The 20,763-nt window shown below is 69.6% G+C and carries 18 protein-coding genes; 8 read left to right on the forward strand and 10 right to left on the reverse strand.

Going from position 1 to position 20,763, the window contains the following annotated elements; all coding sequences use genetic code 11:
* Nucleotides 1-3: 3 nt before the first annotated feature.
* Both AB0300_RS15950 and AB0300_RS15955 read right to left on the reverse strand, forming a co-directional pair.
* Complete coding sequence (locus tag AB0300_RS15950; protein WP_366216402.1) at nucleotides 4-1,296, reverse strand: hypothetical protein; 1,293 nt, start codon at nucleotides 1,294-1,296, stop codon at nucleotides 4-6.
* 114 nt (nucleotides 1,297-1,410) lie between these two features.
* A complete protein-coding gene (locus tag AB0300_RS15955) occupies nucleotides 1,411-2,913 on the reverse strand; it encodes a SulP family inorganic anion transporter (protein ID WP_366216403.1) in 1,503 nt (500 codons plus the stop codon).
* A gap of 264 nt (nucleotides 2,914-3,177) precedes the next feature.
* Between AB0300_RS15955 and AB0300_RS15960 the strand changes: the two genes are divergently transcribed.
* Together AB0300_RS15960 and AB0300_RS15965 are read left to right on the forward strand one after the other, a co-directional pair.
* The gene (locus AB0300_RS15960; protein WP_366216404.1) at nucleotides 3,178-3,723 is read left to right on the forward strand and encodes a hypothetical protein; all 546 of its coding nucleotides are present in this window, start codon (nucleotides 3,178-3,180) and stop codon (nucleotides 3,721-3,723) included.
* A 75-nt stretch (nucleotides 3,724-3,798) separates the two neighbouring features.
* The gene (locus tag AB0300_RS15965; RefSeq protein ID WP_366216405.1) at nucleotides 3,799-4,308 is read left to right on the forward strand and encodes a hypothetical protein; all 510 of its coding nucleotides are present in this window, start codon (nucleotides 3,799-3,801) and stop codon (nucleotides 4,306-4,308) included.
* A gap of 4 nt (nucleotides 4,309-4,312) precedes the next feature.
* Here AB0300_RS15965 and AB0300_RS15970 read toward each other — a convergent pair whose 3' ends face one another.
* Genes AB0300_RS15970 through AB0300_RS15990 form a run of 5 tightly spaced genes read right to left on the reverse strand, consistent with a single transcriptional unit; the run spans nucleotide 4,313 to nucleotide 10,239 of the window.
* Nucleotides 4,313-5,191 (reverse strand): metallophosphoesterase, encoded by an 879-nt coding sequence (locus AB0300_RS15970; RefSeq protein ID WP_366216406.1) that lies wholly within the window; start codon nucleotides 5,189-5,191, stop codon nucleotides 4,313-4,315.
* Nucleotides 5,192-5,233: 42 nt separating this feature from the next.
* On the reverse strand, nucleotides 5,234-6,256 hold the full coding sequence (locus tag AB0300_RS15975) for a LacI family DNA-binding transcriptional regulator (RefSeq protein WP_366216407.1): 1,023 nt from the start codon (nucleotides 6,254-6,256) through the stop codon (nucleotides 5,234-5,236).
* Nucleotides 6,253-8,112 carry an iron ABC transporter permease gene (locus tag AB0300_RS15980; RefSeq protein ID WP_308409679.1) on the reverse strand — a complete coding sequence of 620 codons (1,860 nt, stop codon included), beginning with the start codon at nucleotides 8,110-8,112 and terminating at the stop codon, nucleotides 6,253-6,255. Before AB0300_RS15980 ends, AB0300_RS15975 begins: the two co-directional genes overlap by 4 nt.
* A gap of 1 nt (nucleotide 8,113) precedes the next feature.
* Nucleotides 8,114-9,130: an ABC transporter ATP-binding protein gene (locus AB0300_RS15985; RefSeq protein WP_366216408.1), complete on the reverse strand. Its 1,017-nt coding sequence runs from the start codon at nucleotides 9,128-9,130 to the stop codon at nucleotides 8,114-8,116.
* Between the two features lie 35 nt (nucleotides 9,131-9,165).
* Entirely contained in the window at nucleotides 9,166-10,239 is a 1,074-nt protein-coding gene (locus AB0300_RS15990; protein WP_366216409.1) for an extracellular solute-binding protein, read from the reverse strand.
* A 264-nt stretch (nucleotides 10,240-10,503) separates the two neighbouring features.
* Between AB0300_RS15990 and AB0300_RS15995 the strand changes: the two genes are divergently transcribed.
* A complete protein-coding gene (locus AB0300_RS15995; protein ID WP_366216410.1) occupies nucleotides 10,504-11,847 on the forward strand; it encodes a DUF222 domain-containing protein in 1,344 nt (447 codons plus the stop codon).
* Between the two features lie 48 nt (nucleotides 11,848-11,895).
* Here AB0300_RS15995 and AB0300_RS16000 read toward each other — a convergent pair whose 3' ends face one another.
* The 3 genes from AB0300_RS16000 to AB0300_RS16010 form a co-directional block, all read right to left on the reverse strand.
* A complete protein-coding gene (locus AB0300_RS16000; protein ID WP_161973048.1) occupies nucleotides 11,896-13,497 on the reverse strand; it encodes a glycosyltransferase family A protein in 1,602 nt (533 codons plus the stop codon).
* Nucleotides 13,498-13,624: 127 nt separating this feature from the next.
* Nucleotides 13,625-15,127 (reverse strand): DUF4127 family protein, encoded by a 1,503-nt coding sequence (locus AB0300_RS16005; RefSeq protein ID WP_366216411.1) that lies wholly within the window; start codon nucleotides 15,125-15,127, stop codon nucleotides 13,625-13,627.
* Nucleotides 15,128-15,167: 40 nt separating this feature from the next.
* Nucleotides 15,168-15,884, reverse strand: coding sequence for a GntR family transcriptional regulator (locus AB0300_RS16010; protein ID WP_144881505.1), 717 nt, complete (start codon nucleotides 15,882-15,884; stop codon nucleotides 15,168-15,170).
* 127 nt (nucleotides 15,885-16,011) lie between these two features.
* Here AB0300_RS16010 and AB0300_RS16015 point away from each other — a divergent pair, with 127 nt between their 5' ends.
* The 5 genes from AB0300_RS16015 to AB0300_RS16035 are packed head-to-tail and all read left to right on the forward strand — an operon-like array spanning nucleotide 16,012 to nucleotide 20,718.
* Nucleotides 16,012-17,301 (forward strand): ABC transporter substrate-binding protein, encoded by a 1,290-nt coding sequence (locus tag AB0300_RS16015; protein WP_366216412.1) that lies wholly within the window; start codon nucleotides 16,012-16,014, stop codon nucleotides 17,299-17,301.
* Between the two features lie 10 nt (nucleotides 17,302-17,311).
* Entirely contained in the window at nucleotides 17,312-18,280 is a 969-nt protein-coding gene (locus tag AB0300_RS16020; protein ID WP_366216413.1) for a sugar ABC transporter permease, read from the forward strand.
* The gene (locus AB0300_RS16025) at nucleotides 18,267-19,130 is read left to right on the forward strand and encodes a carbohydrate ABC transporter permease (RefSeq protein WP_126893709.1); all 864 of its coding nucleotides are present in this window, start codon (nucleotides 18,267-18,269) and stop codon (nucleotides 19,128-19,130) included. The genes AB0300_RS16020 and AB0300_RS16025 overlap by 14 nt, the downstream gene beginning before the upstream one ends.
* Nucleotides 19,127-19,810, forward strand: a complete 684-nt coding sequence (locus AB0300_RS16030; RefSeq protein WP_366216414.1) for a putative N-acetylmannosamine-6-phosphate 2-epimerase — start codon at nucleotides 19,127-19,129, stop codon at nucleotides 19,808-19,810. The genes AB0300_RS16025 and AB0300_RS16030 overlap by 4 nt, the downstream gene beginning before the upstream one ends.
* The gene (locus AB0300_RS16035) at nucleotides 19,807-20,718 is read left to right on the forward strand and encodes an ROK family protein (RefSeq protein ID WP_366216415.1); all 912 of its coding nucleotides are present in this window, start codon (nucleotides 19,807-19,809) and stop codon (nucleotides 20,716-20,718) included. Before AB0300_RS16030 ends, AB0300_RS16035 begins: the two co-directional genes overlap by 4 nt.
* Nucleotides 20,719-20,763 lie beyond the last annotated feature (45 nt).

Here is a 20,763-nt window from a genome sequence, read left to right on the forward strand (position 1 = left end):
CACTCACTCGCCCGCCGTGTCTTTCGGTGGACGCCGACGAAAGGTGCGTCCAGCGAGGTCTGCGAAGGATCCAGCGATCTCCTTTGCCTTGTCCACGCTTTCGGCGCCGACCCGCCCGGCAACCTGGATGCCCTCCGCGCCGATGCGCCACGCGGCGTCCAATCCGTCCGCACCGGCCTTGAGTAGATCGTCGCGGGTATCCGTGGCCGCCGTCGACCAGCGTCTCGACTCCCGCACCTCCGCTGCCCCCTCGATCCCGAGTCGCTCGTGGAAGGTGCCGACAGAGTCGCTCACCTTGTTTCTGGAGCGCACGATGGCCGGAGACTCGATCGGGTTGAACAGGACTTTCGAGTTCGCCAGAGTTGCGGCCTCGTCGACCTGGTCGAGGAGCTGTCGCGTGGTCCGAGTGATCAGTTCCGCGCGCTTTGCGCGAGCTGTTTGCAGGCCGACTCGATGTTGCTCCAGTTCCTCGGGGGAGGTCTGCAGGACACGGTCGAGTTCGATCACGCCCGTCGCCTCCTGCAAATAGAAGCACTGTGCGAGGACGGCGAGCCATTCCTGTACCTCGCCATCGATCTTCTTGGACGAGTCAGCGAGTTCGTTGACAGACTTGCTTTGGAGCTTCCCCGCCAATGCCTCGATCTGCCTCAAGGCGTATGCCTGCGTGCGGGCGATCGTCATCGAGGACGCTTGCACTTTCGACCAGGTCACCTCGGAGACGCCGCCGACCTCCTTGCGGATCGTGAGTGCCTCTTCGAGCATCATGTCTACGCCAATGATGTCCGCGAGCACGGCGTCCTTCTGCGCGCGCAGTACGTCATCGATCTTCTGATCGATTGCGGCGAGGTAGTCAGTGATCTCGTCCATGGTCTGTTGCATCGCAACCTGTGCCATGATTCCGGCCACACCAGCGAGCATCGCAGGGTTTGTGAGGATCGACCCTGGTGTCTTGAGGAACTGCAGGTTCTTCGCGAACTGACCATTAGGTGCCCGAAGAGTTGCATGGAGGTTTCCGCTCGACGAGTTGGTTACCTTGGGTAGCTTTTGGGCGGCCGCCCACGACTCTTCGGTCAGCTTCATCCAGCGCCCCGAGTTCGCCGCTATCTCGGAGCCGGCCTTCGTGACAGCCGCCCCGGCTCCGAACGCGGTCTTGAGCTTGGACAGATCCAGCTCGCGAGACCGTAGTCCATTGGCCTCAAAAAACTCCTCGACTGGTTCGCGCCGGCCGATCAGGGAGATCCCATCCCCGTCGATGACCAACTCAATCTCGGACAGGTCCCCGTCGTCCATCCTCATGCCCCGTTCGTCGTCGGCCCGCTAGTGGGCCTCTCACGATGATGGCCTAAACCGGGGACGTACGTATGCAGCCACAGCTGCTTGGGGTTAGCAGCGCTCCGTCGCCCGGGGGGTCTACTCGAACCCGCCCGTCAACCGCCCGTGCATCGTCCCGCTCCAGTCATTCATCCCGACGATCTCCACCGTCTTCCCCGACGCCTGATACTTCGTCTCGATCGCATCCAACGCCGCAACCGTCGACGCATCCCACACGTGCGATCCCGACAGGTCGATCACCACGCGTGACGGATCCTCCGTATACGAGAACAACGTCGTCAGGTCATTGCTCGACGCGAAGAACAACTCCCCCTCGACGACGTACGTCACCACATCGCCCGCCGGCCCCAGCACTCGGCGAACCGAAACGAAGTGCGCCACCCGCCGCACGAACAGCACCGACGCGACGAGCACCCCACCAACAACCCCGACCGCCAGGTTGTGCGTGATCAGCACTAGCACCACCGTCGCGATCATCACGAACGTCTCGCTCTTCGGCATCCGCCTCAACGTCGACGGCCGCACACTGTGCCAGTCGAACGCCCCGATCGCGACCATGATCATCACGGCCACGAGCGCCGCCATCGGGATCGTCCCGACGAAGTCACCGAACACCACGACCAACACGAACAAAAACAGACCGGCGCAGAACGTCGAGATGCGGGTCCGCGCGCCTGACGCCTTCACGTTGATCATCGTCTGACCGATCACCGCGCAGCCACCCATGCCGCCGAACATCCCGGACAGCACGTTGGCGACGCCCTGCCCCCATGACTCGCGCGTCTTGTTCGAGTGGGTGGCGGTGATCTCGTCGACGAGCTTCGCGGTGAGTAGCGATTCCATGAGCCCGACGAGCGCGACGCCGAGCGCGAACGGCGCGATGATCGTGAACGTCTCCCACGTCAGCGGAACGTTCGGGATGAACAGCGACGGCAGACTCCGCGGCAGCTCACCCTGATCGCCGACCGTCGGCACCGTGATCCCGAAGGCGAGCACGACGCCGGTCACGATGATCACCGACACGAGCGGCGCCGGCACGACCTTGGTGAGCTTCGGCATCACGAGCATCACGACGATGCCCAGCGCCACCAGCGGATACACCAACCACGGCACGTCGATGAGTTGCGGGAACTGGGAACTGAACACGAAGATCGCGAGCGCGTTCACGAACCCGACCATGACGCTGCGGGGGATGAACCGCATGAGCTTCGCGACGCCGAGCACCCCGAGGACCACCTGGAAGATCCCGGCGAGGATGACCGTCGCGATGAAGTAGTCGAGCCCGTACGTCGGCGCTACGGGAGCGATCACGAGCGCCACGGCTCCGGTCGCCGCGGTCACCATCGCCGGCCGCCCGCCGAGGAACGCGATAGACACCGCCATGATGAACGACGAGAACAGCCCCACCTTCGGGTCCACCCCCGCGATCACCGAGAACGCGATCGCTTCCGGGATGAGCGCGAGTCCGACGACGAGCCCGGCCAGCACCTCGCGGGTCAGCAGGCGCGGGTTCTTCAGGGCATCGAGCACCGAGGGGTGGGCGCGATAGCGGGCGCGGTCGTCGACCGTCGTTGCAGACATGGAGCTCCAGGGGAAGGCGCCTCAGAGAGGAGGCGGACGTTCCAGCCTACGTCTGACGTGCCGCGTGCCGCGTGCCGCCTCCGCAAGCTCGTCTTGAGTAGTCGAGCCGATCGACTCGCGGATTGTCGGGCATCTCGTCTCGGGGTGTGGCGTCTCTACTCATGTGCGCGTCGACGACGCTGAGATATCGCTCCGATGCAAGCCCTCCGCGCCACCGTCGCTAGCCTCGAAACGGGCGGCAAGGAAATCGGAGGAGCGTTCAGCATGCAGTGGGGTTGGAATCCGGACTCGTTCGCGGCGATGATGACGGTGCTCGCGGCAGTGGCCGCATTCTTCGCGGGCTGGGCCGCTTGGCGCGCGTACAGGCTCGAGCGTGCCCGCGAGGATCGCGCGTCAGCGGCGATGAAACGTCAGCAGGCCGAGATGGTCTCCGCGTGGACCGTGATCCGGCAGGGGGAGGACGGCGAGAGCTACGTCGAGCTCCGGGTCCAGAATCTCGGTTCCGCGCCGGTGTACGAGGTGACGCTCGGCATACAGCTCGGCAGCGTCTGCTCCTATGCGGCGAAGACGCGAGTGGTTCCGCCGAGTGGGCGGAACCCGATGGAGGTCCGGCTCACCGAGCGGGGGCTCGAGCGCTGGCTCACCTGGGCCAAGGGTCCCTCGCGGAAGCTCGCGCCGTACGTGGAGCTCACCTTCTGCGACTCGGCGGGAGCGTGGTGGTTCCGCGATACGCGCGGCGCCCTGGTCGAGATCGATTCCGAGCGCAAGTACCTCTACGACGAGTCCAAGACGAGAGTGCTCACGCCCTAGGCGCTGTTACCCGCCCCCTTCCGCCCACACCTCACATCCGCCAGGATGAACACGACCGCCCCGAAGGAGCCCCGCATGTCGCTCGCCCCCTCCACCGCCCCGGACACGGCATCCGCCGCGCTCCCCGGCGCCGTGGTCATCGCCGCGATCCGCCGCGCCCTCCTCTGGTCGCTGATCACCGCATTCCTCTACCCCGTGTTCATGACCGCCAGCAAGGGCATCTGCCCCGGCGGCGTCGACGCGAACGGCGGGTTCATCGACTCCGCGGGTCAGCCCGTGGACGAGGCTCCGCAGTGCATCCAGCTCACGCTCGCGCCGAGCCCCCTCGTCTACATCGCCATCGCCGTCATGGTGCTGCTCGCGCTGGGTCGCGTGATGAAGGCGACTGACGAGCGCGCGGCGCTTCGCACCCTGGAGTGGGCCCTGCGCGGAGTCGGGCTGTTGGTCGTGGTCGCGATCGTCGTCTCGCACGTGTGGTTCGCGCTGATCCCGATCGAGCAGTTCACCGGCGACTCCTGGAGCGTCGTCAGCCCGTTCCCGTTCGGCTCGATCGACGTCGAGGTGACGCCGATGACGACCTCGTGACGGCCTAGTCCCGCCAGTCGATCCCGACGCCGGCGATCCGTCGCCCGGCCTCGTCGGCGGCGACCGGCTCGCCGACGTCCGCCCCACGTTCGAGCGAGACGGCGGAATGCACGATGGTGTCGGCGTACACGTGCACGAGGTTGTAGCCCTGCGCGGCGTCCTGTCCGCGGGTGGCACCCACGGGCTGCGCGAGGTCCTGCCCGTACGCGCTCGACGAGGCCACGGCGACGGGGATCCCGGCAAAGGTGCCGAACGACGGATGGTGCACGTGCCCCGAGAGGATGCCCCGCACGTCCGACCCCCGCAGCACCGCGGCCAGCGCGTCCTGATCCCGCAGCTCGACCGTCACGGCGAGGTCGAGCACCGTCGGCAGGGGCGGATGGTGGATGAGCAGCAGCGTGCCCTGCGGTGCCGCCGTCGACAGCTCTCCCTCCAGCCGATCCAGCTGCGACGACGGCACCTCCCCCCAATGCGCGCCGGGCACCGTCGAATCGACGACGATGACGCGCATCCCCCCGAACCACCGCACCTCGACGATCGGCTCGTCACCCGCCCCCGCGAGTCCGAGCTCCGATCGCATGGCACGGCGGTCGTCATGGTTGCCGGCCGCCCACACGACCTCGCAGCCGAGCGCCGCGGCGGCAGGCGCCACGAGCTCGCGCAGGCGCTGGTAGGCGGCGGCATCGCCCCGGTCCGTCAGGTCTCCCGTGAACAGCAGCGCGTCGGGACGGAGCCCCGAGGCGACGAGCCGGTCGAGCATCTCCGCGAGGTTCGCGTCGGCGTCGGCCCCGCTCCCGTACAGCGGCGACCGTTCACCCGGCAGGTGCGTGTCGGAGATGTGCACGAAGGTGTGCGACGGGCGAGGGTGTTCGGTGAGGATCATGTCTCTTCCTGGTCGGCGGACGGAGGCAGGTCGGGGCAGATGTCAGACGGCGGCGGCCGTGGATCCGGGGACGAGCGTTCCCGTGAACGAGCGGCGCACGAGCGTCTCCGGCTCGTCCGCGGTGAGCAGCTGCTGCATGGTCTCGACGGCGGCCGCGGCCACCGCCTCCACGGGAATCCGCAGCGTGGTGAGCCCGAGCAGATCGGCGCCGGGCAGGATGCCGTCGCACCCGGTCACGCTCACGTCCTCCGGCACGCGGAGCCCGGCCGCGCGGGCGGCGCGCATGACGGCGAGCTGCCGGTAGTCCGAGGCGCACATCACCGCGGTCGCCCCAGCGTGCACGGCTGCCAAGGCTTCGTCGACGCCGTCGTCGGGACGCGCGCCGGCCGAGATCATCGTCACGGCGACGCCCGCCGCGGTCAGCACTTCCTGCATCGCGAGCGCGCGGAGGTGCTCGGGGTACGAGGCCTCGGGACTTCCGGCGAGCACGACGACCGTCCGGTGGCCGAGCGCCACGATGTACTCCGCGAGCAGGCGTCCGTGCCCCTCGTCGTCGTAGTGGGCGGTGTGGATGCGGCCCGCCGACTCCACGCGCCCGGCACGGAGGATCGGCACCTGGTCGGCGAACGGCTCGAGCTGCGCCGCGGAGATGCCGCCGGTGGCGACGATGAGTCCCGCGACGCGCATGCCGAGCAGCCGGTGCAACGCATTCACCTGCTTGGCGCCCTGTTCGTCGGCGCCGATCGTGACGGTCACGAGGTCGAGGCCGCGCTGATGCGCCTCCTCCTGCAACCGGGAGAAGAGGAGACCGTACGCGGGGTTGCTCGCGTCGCGCAGCATGAGGCCGACGGTGCCGGTGCGTCCGGCGGCGAGTTCCGCGGCCATCGTGTTTCGCACGTACCCGAGTCGCTCGGCCGCCTCCAGGATGCGCTCCTGCGTCTCCGGTGCGAAACGGCCCTCGCCCTTCAGTGCCCTGGTCGCCGTCGCGCGGGACACCCCGGCCGCGGCGGCGACGTCGCTGATCGTGACCCGCAGGGCGGGCGTCCCGGCCTCCGCCCCGCTCATGCGCGCTGCTTCCGTCGGCGGGGCGCTCCGGCGCGCGAACCTCGTCCATACACGAGATACATGGTGACACCCATGATGATCATGAGCAGCACGGTGTAGACGAACGTGATGGGCATCGCGTCGAGGTTGTTCTCCCCGCGCGTGCTCTCCTGGATCGCGACGCCGAGCGGTTTGTACAGCGGGTGGTAGAGGAAGATCGCGGCGTCGTAGTCGTCGAGCAGGCTGTTGAAGTTCAGCGCCGTGATCGCGGCCGCGGTCGGCAGCACGAGCGGGATGAGCACGCGCCGGAACGTGGTCAGCGAGCGGGCGCCGAGGATGCGCGAGGCGTCTTCCAGGGAGTCCGGCACGGACGCGAACCCGGCCTTGAGCAGCCGCAGCGTGAAGGGGATCTTCACGCAGATGTACGCGACGAGCAGCAGGACCGGCGTCCCCGTGAGCACGATGTTGCCCACGAGGGGCTGCGGCGCGTCGAACGCCATCACGAAGGCCAGCGCGATCAGCACGATCGGCAGGATCCACGGGATGTGCAGCACGTACTCGATGGCCGTGGTGAGCAGGTTGCGGTGCTTCTGCATCATCCGCGCGACGAACAGCAGGCCGCCCACCACGATGACCGCGGCGAGGGCGCTGTAGACGACGCTCACGATGAACGGGCGGAGGGCCGCCGCGCTGGAGAACACGGTGATGTAGTTGTCGAGCGTGAAGCTGTCGAGCGTGATGGACCCGGCGAGGATGCTCCGCGCGTCCACGAACGAGAAGATCACGATGAGCACGACCGGGATGAGGTAGATCACCCAGAGCAGGTAGGCGACCACGTGCACGACCGCGTTCGCGAACGGGTTGCGGATGCGCTGCTTCTGGATCGGCGTCGCCACCTTCGCCACCGAGAAGTACACGCCGGACTTCTCGGCGCGGTTCATGATCGCGAGCAGGATGATGGTCGCGACGCCGAGGACGATCGCCAGCAGCGCCGCGATGTCGCGCGTGATCGGGCTGCGCGACAGGTCGATGATGAGGGGGGCGACGGTCTGGAAGTCCGGGCCGCCGAGCACGAGCGGCGCGGTCAGGGCCCCGAGACCGATGAGGAACGTCAGCACCGTGACGGCGAAGAGCATCGGCTTCATGACCGGCAGTACGATGCGGCGCAGGATCGTCCAGGTCGACGCGCCCATGAGCTTCGCCGCCTCGATCGACGCGTAGTCGACCTTGCCGAGCGACGAGGACAGGAACAGCATGTGGTTCGTCGTCGTCGCGAACGTCATCACGAACACGACCGCGAAGTAGCCGGAGAACCAGTCCCGGTTCATGTCCGGCCAGATGTTCACCATCAGGTTCGTGATGAAGCCGAATTTCCCGTAGATGAAGTTGTAGCCGGCGGCGAGCACGATGCCGCCGTAGATCAGGGTCGTGGCGTAGCCGAGCCAGAGGAGCTTGGCGCCGCGCACCTGGAAGTACTGCGTCACCAGCACGATGAACACCCCGACGACGTTGACCGTGACGGACAGCGTGATCGCGAGGAGGAAGCTGTTGCCGAGCGTCTTCAGTGCGCGCTCGCTGCCGAGGAGCTTCTCGACGGCGCGGATGCTGAACTGGCCGTCCGGGAAGAAGGTCGCGGCGAGCAGCTCGGCGTTCGGCAGCACGAGGAAGGCCGCGGCGAACCAGATCACGACGATGCCGGTCACCCAGGCCAGCGGTGAGCGGAGCATCGCGCGCACGCTGCCGGGCCGTCCGCGGCGGAGGCGGGGCTTCGTCGCGGTGCCCGCCTCGGCGGCCTCGGTCGTCAGGGCGCCGGGCGCGTCGGTCATGGCCGCGGACGGCGGCGGCACCGGGCGGGAGTCGTTCTGCGGAGCGCTCATGTCACGCCGCCGGGTACTGCAGGATCCACCGCGGGTCGACGTCGATGCGCACGGCGTCGCCGACGTCCCAGCGGTGCGCGCTCGCCGCGGCCGGCACGCTCACCCGGAGCGTCCCATCGGCCGCCGACACCGTGTAGACGCTGTGGCTGCCGTGGTACGTGCGTTCCGCGACGGTACCGTCGAGCGACGCCGTGCCGCTGGCGGCCGCGGACGGCGACGCCAGGTGCAGCTTCTCCGGCCGCACGTAGCTCTCGGCCGTGGCGTCGAGGCCTGCGCCGATCGCGACGAGCTGCGCGGGGCTGAGGCGGTTGTTCTCGCCGATGAACCGGCAGACGAAGGGCGTCGCGCTGCGGTCGTAGATCTCCTCCGGGGTGCCCACCTGCTGCAGCGTCCCGGCGTCGAGCACGGCGATCCGGTCGCTGAGGGTGAGCGCCTCCTCCTGGTCGTGGGTGACGTACACGGTGGTCACGCCGACCTCGTGCTGCAGCTCCTTGAGCTGTTCGCGCAGCTGCACGCGGAGCTTGGCGTCGAGGTTCGACAGCGGCTCGTCGAGCAGCAGGATGCTGGGGGTGAGGGCGAGCGCCCGGGCGATGGCGACGCGCTGCTGCTGGCCGCCGGACAGCTCCGCCACGTTCTTCTCGAGCTGCGACGCGGCGAGCCCGGTGCGGTCGGCGACCTCGTCCACGCGCCGCCGCTGCTCGGCCTTCGACACCTTCTGCACCGAGAGGCCGAACGCGATGTTCTCCCGCACGTTCATGCTCGGGAACAGCGCGTAGTTCTGGAACACCATGCCCACGCCGCGCTTCTCGCTCGGCACGCGGGTCACGTCGCGACCCGCGATGTGGATGCGGCCGCCGGTCGGCTCGATGAACCCCGCGAGCGTGCGCAGGGCGGTGGTCTTGCCGCATCCGGACGGACCCAGGAGGGTGAAGAACTCACCCTCCTGGATCTCCAGATCGAGGTGCGAGACCGCACGGTGGTCGCCGAACACGACCTCGACGTCGTCGAAACGGATCATCGTCTTCTCTCTCTGCCGGTGCGGGACTGCGCGGGTCAGCCGATGTACTCGAGCGTGACCTTCTCGACCCAGGCGCCGAGGTTCTCGCTCACGAAACCGAAGTCGATGTCCTGACGGTCGAGCGTGCCCATGAGCTCGACGACCTCGGGGTTGGCCTTCTCGACCGCGCCCTCGTTCACCGGCATGGCGTTGAACTCCGCGGCGAACTCGCCCTGCACTTCGGCGCTGCCGAACCAGTCGATGAACTCCTGTGCCTTGTCCTCGTTGTCTGTGCCGTTGATCTGTGCGATCTGCTCGGTCACGTAGGGGACGCCGTACTCGGGCACGATCATCCCGGTGCTGGTGCCGTACTCCTCGTCGCGGGCGGAGATGCCGCTCGACGGCAGCACGCCGTAGTCCACCTCGTCGCGGGTGATGCGGGCGTAGAGGTCGGTGCCCTCCACGGCGGGGGAGCCGTTGGCGTAGTACGACTTCACCAGGTCCCAGCCCTCGTCGCTCACGCCGAGGTCGCCGTCCTCGTCGAGGTGACGGGTGAGCATGCTGGCGAGCACGAGCTGCGGGGTCGCCTGGCCGAGCGCGGGGTTGACCTCGTAGCGGCCGGCGAACGCCTCGTCGGTGTACAGGTCGTCGGGGTCGGTGGGCGCGTCGCTGATGCGGTTCTCGTCGTAGACCGTGACGATCGCCTGCTCCACGAGCGGCCAGAACGCGCCGTCCTTCGGGTCGCCGGCGTCCGCGGGCACCTCACCGCTCCAGCTCGGCTCGTAGGCCGTGATGGCCTCTTCGGTCTTGAGCTGCTCGAAGAACATGTTGTTCAGGCCGAAGACCACGTCGCCGACGGGGTTGTTCTTCTCCGCGATGATGCGGTTCGTCAGGTCGGCGCCGCCGAGACCCACGATCTCGATGTCGATGCCCGCGTCCGCCGCCTTCTCGGTGATCCACTCACCGCGGCCGTCGCTGTTGGAGTTCGTGTAGACGATGAGGGTGTCCCCGGAGCCGCCGTCGCTGCCGCCCGCGTCTCCGTCGCCGCCCGCCGTGCATCCGGTGAGCGCGATCGCCGCCGCGGCCGTCGATCCGATGAGCGCCCAGCGCCTCTGCTGCCTGTCGGCCATGTTCGTCCCTTTCTCGCCTTCGAGGTGTGTCGATGCGACACTACCGGTTCTTGTGCTGAAGGCACAAAGATTGTCTGGTTTCGTGAGCGCGGTCGCGCGTCCGCACTCAAGATAGGCGCGCGGCGTGAACGCGAGGATGCGATGAGGTGAACGGGCGGGGGTCTGCGCCGGATCCGGACGCGAGATCCCTGTCGGTCGGGCGGAATGCCGGCATCCGTTAGAACAAATCTTCGAAAGTCGGGCCACTGGAAGATAAAATGAAGCATGTCGAAAATGTCCGGGTTGCGCGAGGCGATGGAGCGTCTCGACGAGGCGTGGGGCGCCGCGGGCGATGCGCCGGAGCTCTCCCGCGCGCAGCTCGTCGACGTCGCCGACGCGATCGGACTCCTGCGGCGCCGGCTCGATGCACTGCACGTCGACGTGGCGGCCGGCATCGCCCGGGAGTCGCGCGCCGAGCTCGGTGCCGACAGCCTGGCGAAGCAACGCGGGTACCGTACGGCGGCGAAGCTCATCGCCGCGATGACAGGCATCTCGACGGGCGAGGCGCAGCGTCTGGTGAAGGTGGGAGAGGCGACCGCCCCGCGAAGCGATCTGCTCGGCGCGCCGCTGCCCGCGCGGTACCCGCTCCTCCGAGAAGCGCTCGCGTCGGGTGCCCTCGGAGCGCCGGCGGCTGGTCTCCTCGTCGCTTTGCTGGACCGCTGCCGCGTGGCCGCGGGAGCGGAACGCATCGCCGAGGCGGAGCGGGTGCTGGCCGCCACAGCCGAGGGGCTCGAGCTCGATGCGGTGCGCAAACTCGTCCTCCGCGCCGAAGCGTGGCTCGACCCCGACGGCGTGGCGCCGCGGGCGGAGGCGCAGCGCGCTCGGCGCGGACTGCGCCTCTTCGAGCGTGACGGCATGGTGCACCTGCACGCGCAGCTCGATGCCGAGACCGCGGCGCCGGTCGTCACTGCGATCCGCGGGCACGTGTCCGCCGTGTTCGCCGCCCGCCTCGATGCGCCTGACGCCGGGTCGCCGGACGCCGACCGGCGCTCGGTCGCGATGATCCAGGCCGATGCGCTGGCCCTCTTCTGCGGGCATGTGCTCGGGTGCGAGGGTGATCGGGTGCCGCTCGCGGGGGCGACGGTGGTCGTGCGCGTGTCCCTCGACGATCTCCAGGTCGGCACCGGGTCGGCGACGATCGACGGGCTCGACCAGGTGATCGACATCGGTGCCGCGCGGCGGATGGCTGCCGGTGGCGGCGTCATCCCCTGCGTGCTCGGCGGGGCGAGCGAGGTCCTGGACTGGGGTCGCGAGAAGCGCCTCTTCACCCGAGCCCAACGCCTGGCGCTGGTCGAGCGGGACGGCGGGTGCGCGATGTGCGGGCTTCCCCCGGGGATGACGAAGGCTCACCACCTCCGCTGGTGGCAACGCGACCGAGGTCCGACCGATCTCTCGAACGGGATCCTGCTCTGCGAGACCTGTCACCACCGCATCCATGACAACGGGTGGGAGATCGTCATCGAGGGTTCCGGTGTGGCCGGCCGGCCATGGTTCCTCCCGCCGGCGTGGGTCGACCCGCGGCGGACGCCCCGGCTGGGCGGACGGGCGCGCTTCGATGTCGCGGCCTGAGTGCGGTGCGCGGGTGCGGGAGTTCGGGCGCGGGGCGTTGTGGGGCTGTCAGCGGCGGAGGCGGGAGCGCACGCGTCGCGCGGTGCGTGCCAGGGCGTCACGCCAGGCGCCTCCGGGCCATTCCCGGTGCAGGCGCAGGCTGCCGTCGTCGTTCCGCACGAGTTCGACCCGCCGGCCCGCGAGAAGGGGCGAGCGGCCGAGGTGTGCGACCACGTCCGGGGCGGCCGTCAGCGGCGCCGTGAACACCCAGCCGGCCACGCGGACCGCGACCGACAGATCGGCGTCGCGCGCACCGTCCTCGCGGAACACCTTCATGGGGTCCACGGCGATGGGAACCGCGTCGAGGCGCTTCGGTCGGCGCCCGCCGACCTTGCGCTCCGAACCCGCGGTGGACTCCGCGGCCTGGCCCGGCTCCGGGGTGTCCTGCGCGACCACGTCGACCCGGTCGGCACGGCGCTCCTTGCGGGCGTTCAGCAGGCCCGAGGGAAGATCCTCCGTCGTCGACAGCGGGAGGGACAGCAGATGATCCGCCGAGCCGACCGTCTCGAACACGAAGGCCTCTTCGCCGTTCCGGCGCACGCGGACGCGCACGGTCAGCTGCAGCCCTCCCCGCGACCAGCGCGCCGAGGTCACGGCGGCGGTGCAGGTCGTCTCGGCCTCGAAGGCGGCGAAGGCGAGCAGGTCGTCGCGGCGGTCGGCGCGCAGCAGAGCGGCGCGGATGCGCTGCGGGAACGACAGCCCCGCGTCCACGCCGGGTCCGAAACGACGCTGCGTGAGCGGCACGACCACGTCCAGCAGACGGTCGCGGTACTCCGCCGGGTACTTCACCATCCGTCGCCCGGCGATCCTGTTGAGGATCTTGCCGCGGAACCAGTGCCGCAGCAGCCGATCCCGCACCTTCCCCGGTTCGGTGTTCGCCTCGACCACGTCGAGCACGGTCTCCAGATGCGGGAAGTACGACTCCGGCTCGATGCGGGCCGAGCTCGCGCTCCCCGGCTCCTTCACCCACGCATAGCAGGGCTCGCTCGCGAGCACCGAGATCGTATCGGCGGCGAAGTACGCCTGCATCACGAAGAGATGGTCTTCGAGCCGCACCTTCCCGTCAGGGAAGCGGATGCCGTTCTCCCGCAGGAAGGCGGCCCGGAACATCTTGTGCGGCGTCAGCATCTCCAGGATCGGGTCTTCCCCGAGCACCGCGTGCGGGATGTCGCGCTGGAAGATCTTGGCGGGCAGCTTGCGTCCGATGCCCACCTCCTTGCCGACCACGACATCGGAGCCGTTCTCGTCCGCGTAGTCGCACAGCCGCTCCAGCGCCCGCGGGTAGAGGCGGTCGTCCTGATCGACGAACTGCACGTACGTCCCTCTGGCCTCTTCGACACCCCGGTTGCGCGGAGTGCCGGGCCACCCGGAGTGCGGCAGCGACAGCACGCGCACATGCGGACGGTCCTTCGCGATGCTCTCGAGCCGCGCGGCCGTCTCCTCCCCGGAGCCGTCGTCGCAGAGCAGGACCTCGAAGGACCCCGCGGGCAGCGTCTGCGCGTCGAGCGAGGCGATGAGGTCGTCGAACGACGCCTTCGGCCGGAACACCGGCACCACCACGCTCACCCGCACGCGGCCCCCGGCCGCCTCGTCCCCGGTCGCACTGCTCATGGACGTCATCCCCCTGTGATCGTGACCGGCCCGAATCTCCCCCGCCGGAGATTCCAGCCAACCATCCCTTCCTGTGGAGCGCGCCAGGCTCGCGGCGGTCCCGGGTGTATGCCGCCGCCGTGGAGGATCAGTGCAGGGTGAGACCGATCTCGAACGAGCGCCGCCAGGGGAGGGTCAGCTCCGCGATCCGCACGTCCTCGGCGGGCAGCATCGACTCCAGGAGGGCCGTCAGCTCCGCACGGATGACGCGCTCGGCCGTCGCGACCTGCGCATCCTCGGCCATCGGGTAGATGTCGGGGAAGAGGGAGGGGCCCGCATCGGTGCGCACCACGGCCTGGTAGGCGAAATCGTCGAGCAGCCGCGTGAGCAGGGCGATCCGCGCGGCGCGCTCGTCGAAGGAGCCGGTGGCCCGGCCCACCACTCCGGCGGCGGCCACCGCGACGACGCTGCCGAGCGTGTTCCCGGCGGTGTTCCACCCGCCGAAGGCCTCCAGGCGCCCGAGCAGTCCGGCCTCCGCCAGCGCGCGTACGAGCGCCTCGTCCGCGCCGTTCGGGTAGCGCACGTCGGCCAGGGCCACATGCTCCCCCGCCTCCAGACGCTCCCGCACGAGTGCGACCGTCCCCGCGACGGCCTCGACGTCGACGACCTCCGGCCGCCCGCGGAACATGTCGTGCCGGTCGGGGTCCGGGGCGTGCAGCACGAGGGTGACGTCGCCTCCCGCGGCGACCTCCTCGGCACCGGCTGCGCGGATCTGCCGGCTCGCCGAGGCCGCGAGCGACATGTTCTCGTACGGCGGGACGCGCTCCATGCCGGCGGCGTCCGCGCAGGCCACCGAGAACGAGGCGGTCACCCCGGCGTTCGCCGCGAGGGCCCGGGCGACGAGCGCGGCCCCGACCTCGTCGGCCCCCGGGTACATCAGCACGCGCCGGCCCGACGGCAGCATCCGCATCCAGTGCCGGAGCCAGACCTGCTCCGCGCTTCCCGCCGCGAAGGGGGCGGTGTCGTCGGCGGTGATCGCCAGGAAGTCGAGGGTCTCGTCCTCCACGAGGCCGAGCGTGGAGAGGTTCACGATGTGATTGCGCAGCCGCCGAGACGAGTAATCGGAGACGACCGCGGCGGGCACCGGAGTCAGCTCGTCGAGCGGCAGCACCTCGGTCTCGCCGAGCAGCCGGTGCGCGTCGCCGCCGAGCGCGTGGATCTCCTTGCCGTGCTCCGTCCAGTAGGTCGGCTCCTCGGCCGCGGAGTAGGAGTTGCTCGCCCTGGTCACCAGCGACACCGCCGAGATCGGCAGGTCGGGCCGCATCCGCCGCACCTCGCGCAGCACGTCCAGGCGCGCCAGCACGTCGCGAGTGGTGTCATGACTCGTGCGACTCGCGATGAGGCCCCCGTAGAGCAGCATGTCCACCGACACCACCAGGTGCACGGTGGCCGGATCCGCGGCACGCTCGCGCAGCCAGGCACCCAGCCCGTCGGCGTCGCCCGCGGTCCGGTAGGAGGGGAGGATCTCGGCGGGCGGAACGTCGAGGGTCACGCCCGCGACGGCCGCGACGTCTCCCGGGAGCTTGACGTTCACCGGGCGGTCGTCGAGGGGCAGCAGCGCGATGCGCGGGCGGAGGATCGGGTCGGACACGAGGAGCCTTTCGTCGGTGAAGGGGGTCGCAGATCGGGGATCAGGGGCGGGCGATGGAGACGAGATACGAGTAGCGGTCGCCGCGATACACCGATTCGGCGTACTCGATCGGGCGGCTGCGGGCGTCGTAGGTCGTGCGCTTCACGAGGAAGGCGGGCGAGAACGGCGGCGTCTGCAGCGCGGCCGCCTGCTCCTCGTCGAGGACGACCGCGTGGATCTCCTGGTCGGCGCGCACGGCGGTGATGCCGAAACGGGTGCGCAGGTCGTCGTAGAGCGAGTCGCCCTCGATGCCGTCCTCCAGGCCCGGCACCGCGTCGGCCGCGATCGAGCACACCTCCAGGCAGATCGGGATGTCGTCGGCGGTGCGCACCCGGCGGATCCGGACGACGGGCGACTGCGGGCTGAGGTTCAAGGCGTACCCTGCGGTCTGCCCGGCTGCCGCGGTGCCCACGTCGACGGAGAGGGAGCCGGGTCGCATGTTGCGGGCGAGCATGTCCTCCGAGAACGAGGTCAGCTCGAACGCCTTGCTGATCCGCGAGGCGCTCACGAAGGTGCCCGCTCCCTGCAGCCGGTACACGAGGCCGTCCCGTTCGAGCTCGTCGAGGGCGCGACGCACCGTCTGCCGGTTCACCTCGAGCGACTCCGCGAGTTCGCGCTCCGTCGGCAGCTTCTCGTGGGGTGCGAGCCCCTGGTCGATGACCTTCTCCAGATGCCGCCGCACGCGTTCGTGCTTCGTGACGCCCTCGATCGCCGCCATGGTTCCCCCTCGTTTGGACTAACCCAATCTTGACGATCACCCGGGATTGTGTCAATGTCTCCTCTCAGCGGTTCTTAATTGGTCTATTCCAATCCTTTGCACGGTCAACGATGAGCGGAGAATCCCCATGCACGTGAAGCACAACATGCGCCGACGCGTCCTGGTCGCCGGGGCGGTGGGCACGGCGACGATCGTCGCCCTGAGCGGCTGCGCCGGCGGCGGCGGTGACGCGGACGGCCCCACCGAGATCACGTTCTCGTACCTGTGGGGAGGCGAGGAGGCGAAGGCGCTGGAGGCGATCATCGCCGACTTCAACGCCAGTCAGGACGACATCGTCGTCACGGGCGTCTCCAGCCCCGACACCCAGAAGCAGCTCACGTCGATGTCGTCGTCGAACGGCTCCTTCGACATCTCCGACAACTTCGGCAACACCGTCGGCGCCTGGGCCTCGAAGGGCATCCTCGCGCCGCTCGACGAGGCGATCGCCGCCGAGGACATCGATGTCGACGACTTCGTCCCCAGCGCCATGGAGCAGATGACCTACGACGGCAAGATCTACTCGCTGCCGATCGCCATCCACAGCTTCCAGCTGCTCTACAACCCGCAGCTTCTGGAGGAGGCCGGGGTCACCCCGCCGACCACGATGGACGAGCTCGCCGCCGCCATCCCGAAGCTCACCAAGAAGGACGCGTCGGGCAAGATCACGCAGCTCGGACTCGGCTCGGCGAACGACAGCACCACCCTCACGACCCTCGGCTACGCCTTCGGCGGGAGCTGGGACGGCGAGGACGGCCCGACCCCCGCGGAAGACGGCAACCTCGAGGCCCTGCAGTGGTATCAGGACAACGTGATCGAGCCGGTCGGCGCCGACGCCATGGCCACGTTCGTGTCCGGACAGGGCGAGTACCTCTCCGCGCAGGACCCGTTCTTCAGCGGCCAGGTCGCCATGATCATCGACGGCGAGTGGCGGTCGGCCAGCGCCGCCAAGATCGCCCCCGACTTCGAGTGGGGCGTGACCGCGATCCCCGCCGCCTCGCCGGACCTGGAGAACAGCACGCAGGTCACCGCGAGCACCCTCTTCATCCCCGCGAACTCGAAGCACAAGGAGGAGGCGGCCACGTTCCTCGCCTACCTCGTGAGCGACGAGCCCATGGAGAAGTTCGCCGTCGCGCTCGGCAACCTCCCCGGCCGCTCCTCCCTCGCCGGCAGCGCTGCGTTCGACGAGCTGCAGGACTTCGGCGTCTGGGCGGAGGCCGCGTCGTCCCCGAACGCGAAGTCCCTGGCGAGCCGTCCGTGCAGCGCCGAGTACGCGACCGACCTCGCGACCGCGTTCGACGAGGTCGTGCGACTGACCGCCACCCCGGAGGAGGCGATCGCGACCGTCGAGGAGCGCATGGCCTCCTACGCCTCGAAGTGAGCCGGTCCTCGTGACCACGGCAACAGCACCCCGGGTCCGGCAGGAGAACGCTCCTGCCGGACCCGGCGCTCCCGTCCGGCGGCGCCGCAGCCGCCGGACCACGCTGATCGGCCTGGCTTTCGCGTCGCCGTTCATCGTCGGCTTCCTGTTCCTGTTCGCCTATCCGATCGCGGCGTCGGCGTACTACAGCTTCACCGACTTCAACCTGTTCCAGTCGCCGGAGTGGGTGGGGCTGGACAACTACACCCAGATGTTCGCCGACGGGGTGTTCTGGAAGTCGCTCGCCAACACGGCCGTGCTCACCGTGTTCGGCGTGCCGCTCGCGGTCGGCATCGCGCTCGCCGGCGCGCACCTGCTGAACACACCCGTGCGGGGCCAGCCGCTCTACCGCGCGCTCGTCTACCTGCCCTCGATCGTGCCGGTCGTCGTCGGCGGCTACCTGTGGCGCTGGCTGCTGAACGCCCAGTACGGCTTCATCAACCACTTCCTGTCGTGGTTCGGCATCGAGGGGCCGGCCTGGCTGCAGCAGCCGGAGTGGACGAAGCCCGCCATCATCCTCATGTCGCTGTGGACCGTCGGCGGCACCATGACCATCTACCTCGCCGCCCTGCAGGAGGTGCCGAAGGAGTTGTACGAGGCGGCCGAGCTCGACGGCGCGGGGGCGTGGCGCCGCTTCACGAACGTCACCTGGCCCACGGTCTCCCCTGTGACCCTGTTCCAGGTGATCGTGAGCATCATCGGGTTCCTGCAGATCTTCACGCAGCCCTACATCCTGTCGCAGGAGCGCCTCAACCAGGCGGGCTCGGGGCCGGGGCAGTCGATGCTGTCCTACGCGATGTACCTGTACCAGAACGCCTTCGTGTTCCTGAAGATGGGCTACGCCTCCGCCATGGCGTGGACGCTGTTCATCATCACGCTCGTCGTGAGCCTCATCGTGCTCGCGACCTCGAGGAAGTGGGTCCACGATGGCGCACGCTGACATCTCCGCTCCGGTGCGCCCCCGTCGCACCCGGCGCACGCTCCGCCGCGTCCGGCAGCAGATCGCGGTGACGCTGCTTGCGCTGCTGTTCCTGTTCCCACTGCTGGTGATGCTGTCGACCGCGTTCAAGACGCCCGGCGACGTGTTCTCCTCGCCGCCCACCTTGCTGCCCGCCGAGTGGACGACGGCCAACTTCGCCGAGGCGTTCGCGCAGATCCCGGTGTGGCGCTACCTCGCCAACACGCTCTTCGTCTCCGGCATGAGCATCCTCGGCACGGTCATCTCGTGTCCGCTCGTCGCCTACGCGCTGGCGAAGGTGAAGTGGCGCGGCGCCCGACCGCTCCTGATCCTCGTGCTCGCCACGATGATGCTGCCGCCGCAGGTCACGCTGATCCCGCTGTTCCTCGTGTGGAACGGGCTGGAGGCGACGAACACCTATCTCCCGCTCATCGTCCCCGCGTTCCTGGGCACGCCGTTCTTCATCTTCATGATCCGGCAGTTCCTCCTCGCGGTGCCGGACGAGCTCATCGAGGCCGCCCGTCTGGACGGTGCCTCCGAGTTCCGCACCTACGCGACGATCGTCCTGCCCCTGGCGCGCCCGGCCATCGTGACCGCCGCGATCTTCCAGTTCGTCTGGGCGTGGACCGACTTCCTCAATCCCCTCATCTACCTCAACGACCAGTCGACGTACACGCTGTCCATCGGTCTGTACGCCTTCTTCGGGGAGAACGACGTGGCCTGGGGGCCGCTCATGGCCGCGTGCGTGATGTTCACCCTCCCGGCCGTGGCGATCTTCCTCCTCGGACAGAAGTTCTTCATCGGCGGTGCCAGTGCAGGAGCCCTCAAGTGACCCATGAATCCCTCGCCCTCCTCCGCGGCCGGCTCGTCGCCTCGGTTCAGGCCTCCGCGGGAGCCCCCGCGAGAGACACCCACGTCATCGGCGCGCTCGCCGAGTCGGCACTGCTCGGCGGCGCGAGCGGCCTGCGGCTCAACGGGCCGGAGGACATCCGTCGGGTGCGACCGGTGACCGATGCGCCGATCATCGGGCTCCACAAGGTCTGGAACGGCGTCCGCAACGTCATCACCCCGAAACGCGCGCTCGCCGCGGGGCTGGCGGAGGCCGGTGCCGACATCATCGCGGTGGACGCCACGACGGAGCAGCTCGGCACGGACTTCCGGCTCATCGGGGAGATCGCCGCGGCGACGGGGCGGCCCGTGATGGCCGACGTGTCGACGGTCGCGGAGGGCGAGCGCGCGTGGGCGGCGGGGGCGGCGGTCGTCGGCACGACCCTGTCCGGCTACACCCCGCACTCTCCGCGACAGGACGACCCGGACCTCGACCTCGTGGCCGCGCTCGTCGCTGCGGGGATCCCGACCATCGCCGAGGGGCGCTACCAGACCCCTGCGCAGGTGCGCGCGGCCTTCGACGCCGGGGCCTTCGCGGTCGTCGTCGGCGGAGCGATCACCGATCCCATCGCCCTCACGCGTCGATTCGTCGCGGCGACGCCGGCCGCCCGGGAGCGGGTGTGATCGTCGGGGTCGACATCGGCGGCACGAAGATCGCCGTCGCGGGGTTCCGTGCGGAGCCGGGCGGGGCGCGCCGTCGCGCCACGGCCGTGCACACCCTGTCGACGCCGGCCCGGGAGGGCGGCGAGGCCATCGTGCGGGCGGTCGTCGATGCGATCGATGTGATCCGCGGCGGGGAGCCGCTCGCGGCGGTCGGCGTGGGCACCGCGGGCGTGGTCGATCAGGACGGCGGCATCACCTCCGCGACCGATGCGATCAGCGGCTGGGCGGGCTTCCCGCTGCGTGCGGCGCTCGTCCGAGCCCTCGATGCCCCGGTGGCCGTCGTCAACGACGTGCACGCGGCGGCGGTCGCGGAGGCCACGGCAGGGGCGGGTCGGGGAGCGCGTGGTCTGCTGATGGTCACGGTCGGCACCGGCATCGGGGGAGCCGTCGTCCTCCCGGACGGTCTCCGCGCGGGCGCGACAGGCACGGCGGGATCGGTCGGACACACCGAGCTCGCCCTCCCGCCAGGACTGGCCGGTCGTCGATGCGACTGCGGAGGGGTCGGGCACGTCGAGGCCGTGGCCTCCGGTCCGGCGCTGGAGCAGACGTACCGCGAGCGCACCGGCATGGCGCGCACGCTGCGGGAGGTGGACGCGGCCGCTCGTGCCGGGGATGCGGTCGCCGAGGAGGTGATCGCGGAGGGGGCGGCGTTCCTCGGTCGCGCGCTCGCCGGGGCGCAGGCGCTCCTGGACGTCGAGGTCGTCGCGGTGGGCGGCGGCGTGGCGGCCATCGGGGAGCGGTATCTCGCCGAGGTCGCCCGCGCCTACCGCGCGGCGGCGATGCCGGGGCCGTCGACAGCCCGGGTGCGATCGGCGGAGCTCGGGGTCGATGCGACCGTCACCGGGGCCGCGGTGCTGGCGCCGGCCTGAGTCCGGATTCCCACCCCGCATTCAGCGTTAACGATATATCGTTGA

The organism is Microbacterium sp. NPDC078814 (assembly GCF_040702645.1).
Classification (GTDB): domain Bacteria; phylum Actinomycetota; class Actinomycetes; order Actinomycetales; family Microbacteriaceae; genus Microbacterium.

Excerpts from the sequence above, each read along its gene's own strand:
- AB0300_RS15955 (WP_366216403.1), bottom strand. The coding sequence starts at position 2,913 with ATGTCTGCAACGACGGTCGACGACCGCGCCCGCTATCGCGCCCACCCC.
- AB0300_RS16000 (WP_161973048.1), bottom strand. The coding sequence starts at position 13,497 with ATGAGCAGTGCGACCGGGGACGAGGCGGCCGGGGGCCGCGTGCGGGTG.
- AB0300_RS16010 (WP_144881505.1), bottom strand. The coding sequence starts at position 15,884 with ATGGCGGCGATCGAGGGCGTCACGAAGCACGAACGCGTGCGGCGGCAT.
- AB0300_RS15960 (WP_366216404.1), top strand. The coding sequence starts at position 3,178 with ATGCAGTGGGGTTGGAATCCGGACTCGTTCGCGGCGATGATGACGGTG.
- AB0300_RS15950 (WP_366216402.1), bottom strand. The coding sequence starts at position 1,296 with ATGAGGATGGACGACGGGGACCTGTCCGAGATTGAGTTGGTCATCGAC.
- AB0300_RS15990 (WP_366216409.1), bottom strand. The coding sequence starts at position 10,239 with ATGGCCGACAGGCAGCAGAGGCGCTGGGCGCTCATCGGATCGACGGCC.
- AB0300_RS15970 (WP_366216406.1), bottom strand. The coding sequence starts at position 5,191 with ATGATCCTCACCGAACACCCTCGCCCGTCGCACACCTTCGTGCACATC.
- AB0300_RS15985 (WP_366216408.1), bottom strand. The coding sequence starts at position 9,130 with ATGATCCGTTTCGACGACGTCGAGGTCGTGTTCGGCGACCACCGTGCG.
- AB0300_RS15995 (WP_366216410.1), top strand. The coding sequence starts at position 10,504 with ATGTCGAAAATGTCCGGGTTGCGCGAGGCGATGGAGCGTCTCGACGAG.
- AB0300_RS16025 (WP_126893709.1), top strand. The coding sequence starts at position 18,267 with ATGGCGCACGCTGACATCTCCGCTCCGGTGCGCCCCCGTCGCACCCGG.
- AB0300_RS16015 (WP_366216412.1), top strand. The coding sequence starts at position 16,012 with ATGCACGTGAAGCACAACATGCGCCGACGCGTCCTGGTCGCCGGGGCG.
- AB0300_RS15965 (WP_366216405.1), top strand. The coding sequence starts at position 3,799 with ATGTCGCTCGCCCCCTCCACCGCCCCGGACACGGCATCCGCCGCGCTC.
- AB0300_RS15975 (WP_366216407.1), bottom strand. The coding sequence starts at position 6,256 with ATGAGCGGGGCGGAGGCCGGGACGCCCGCCCTGCGGGTCACGATCAGC.
- AB0300_RS15980 (WP_308409679.1), bottom strand. The coding sequence starts at position 8,112 with ATGAGCGCTCCGCAGAACGACTCCCGCCCGGTGCCGCCGCCGTCCGCG.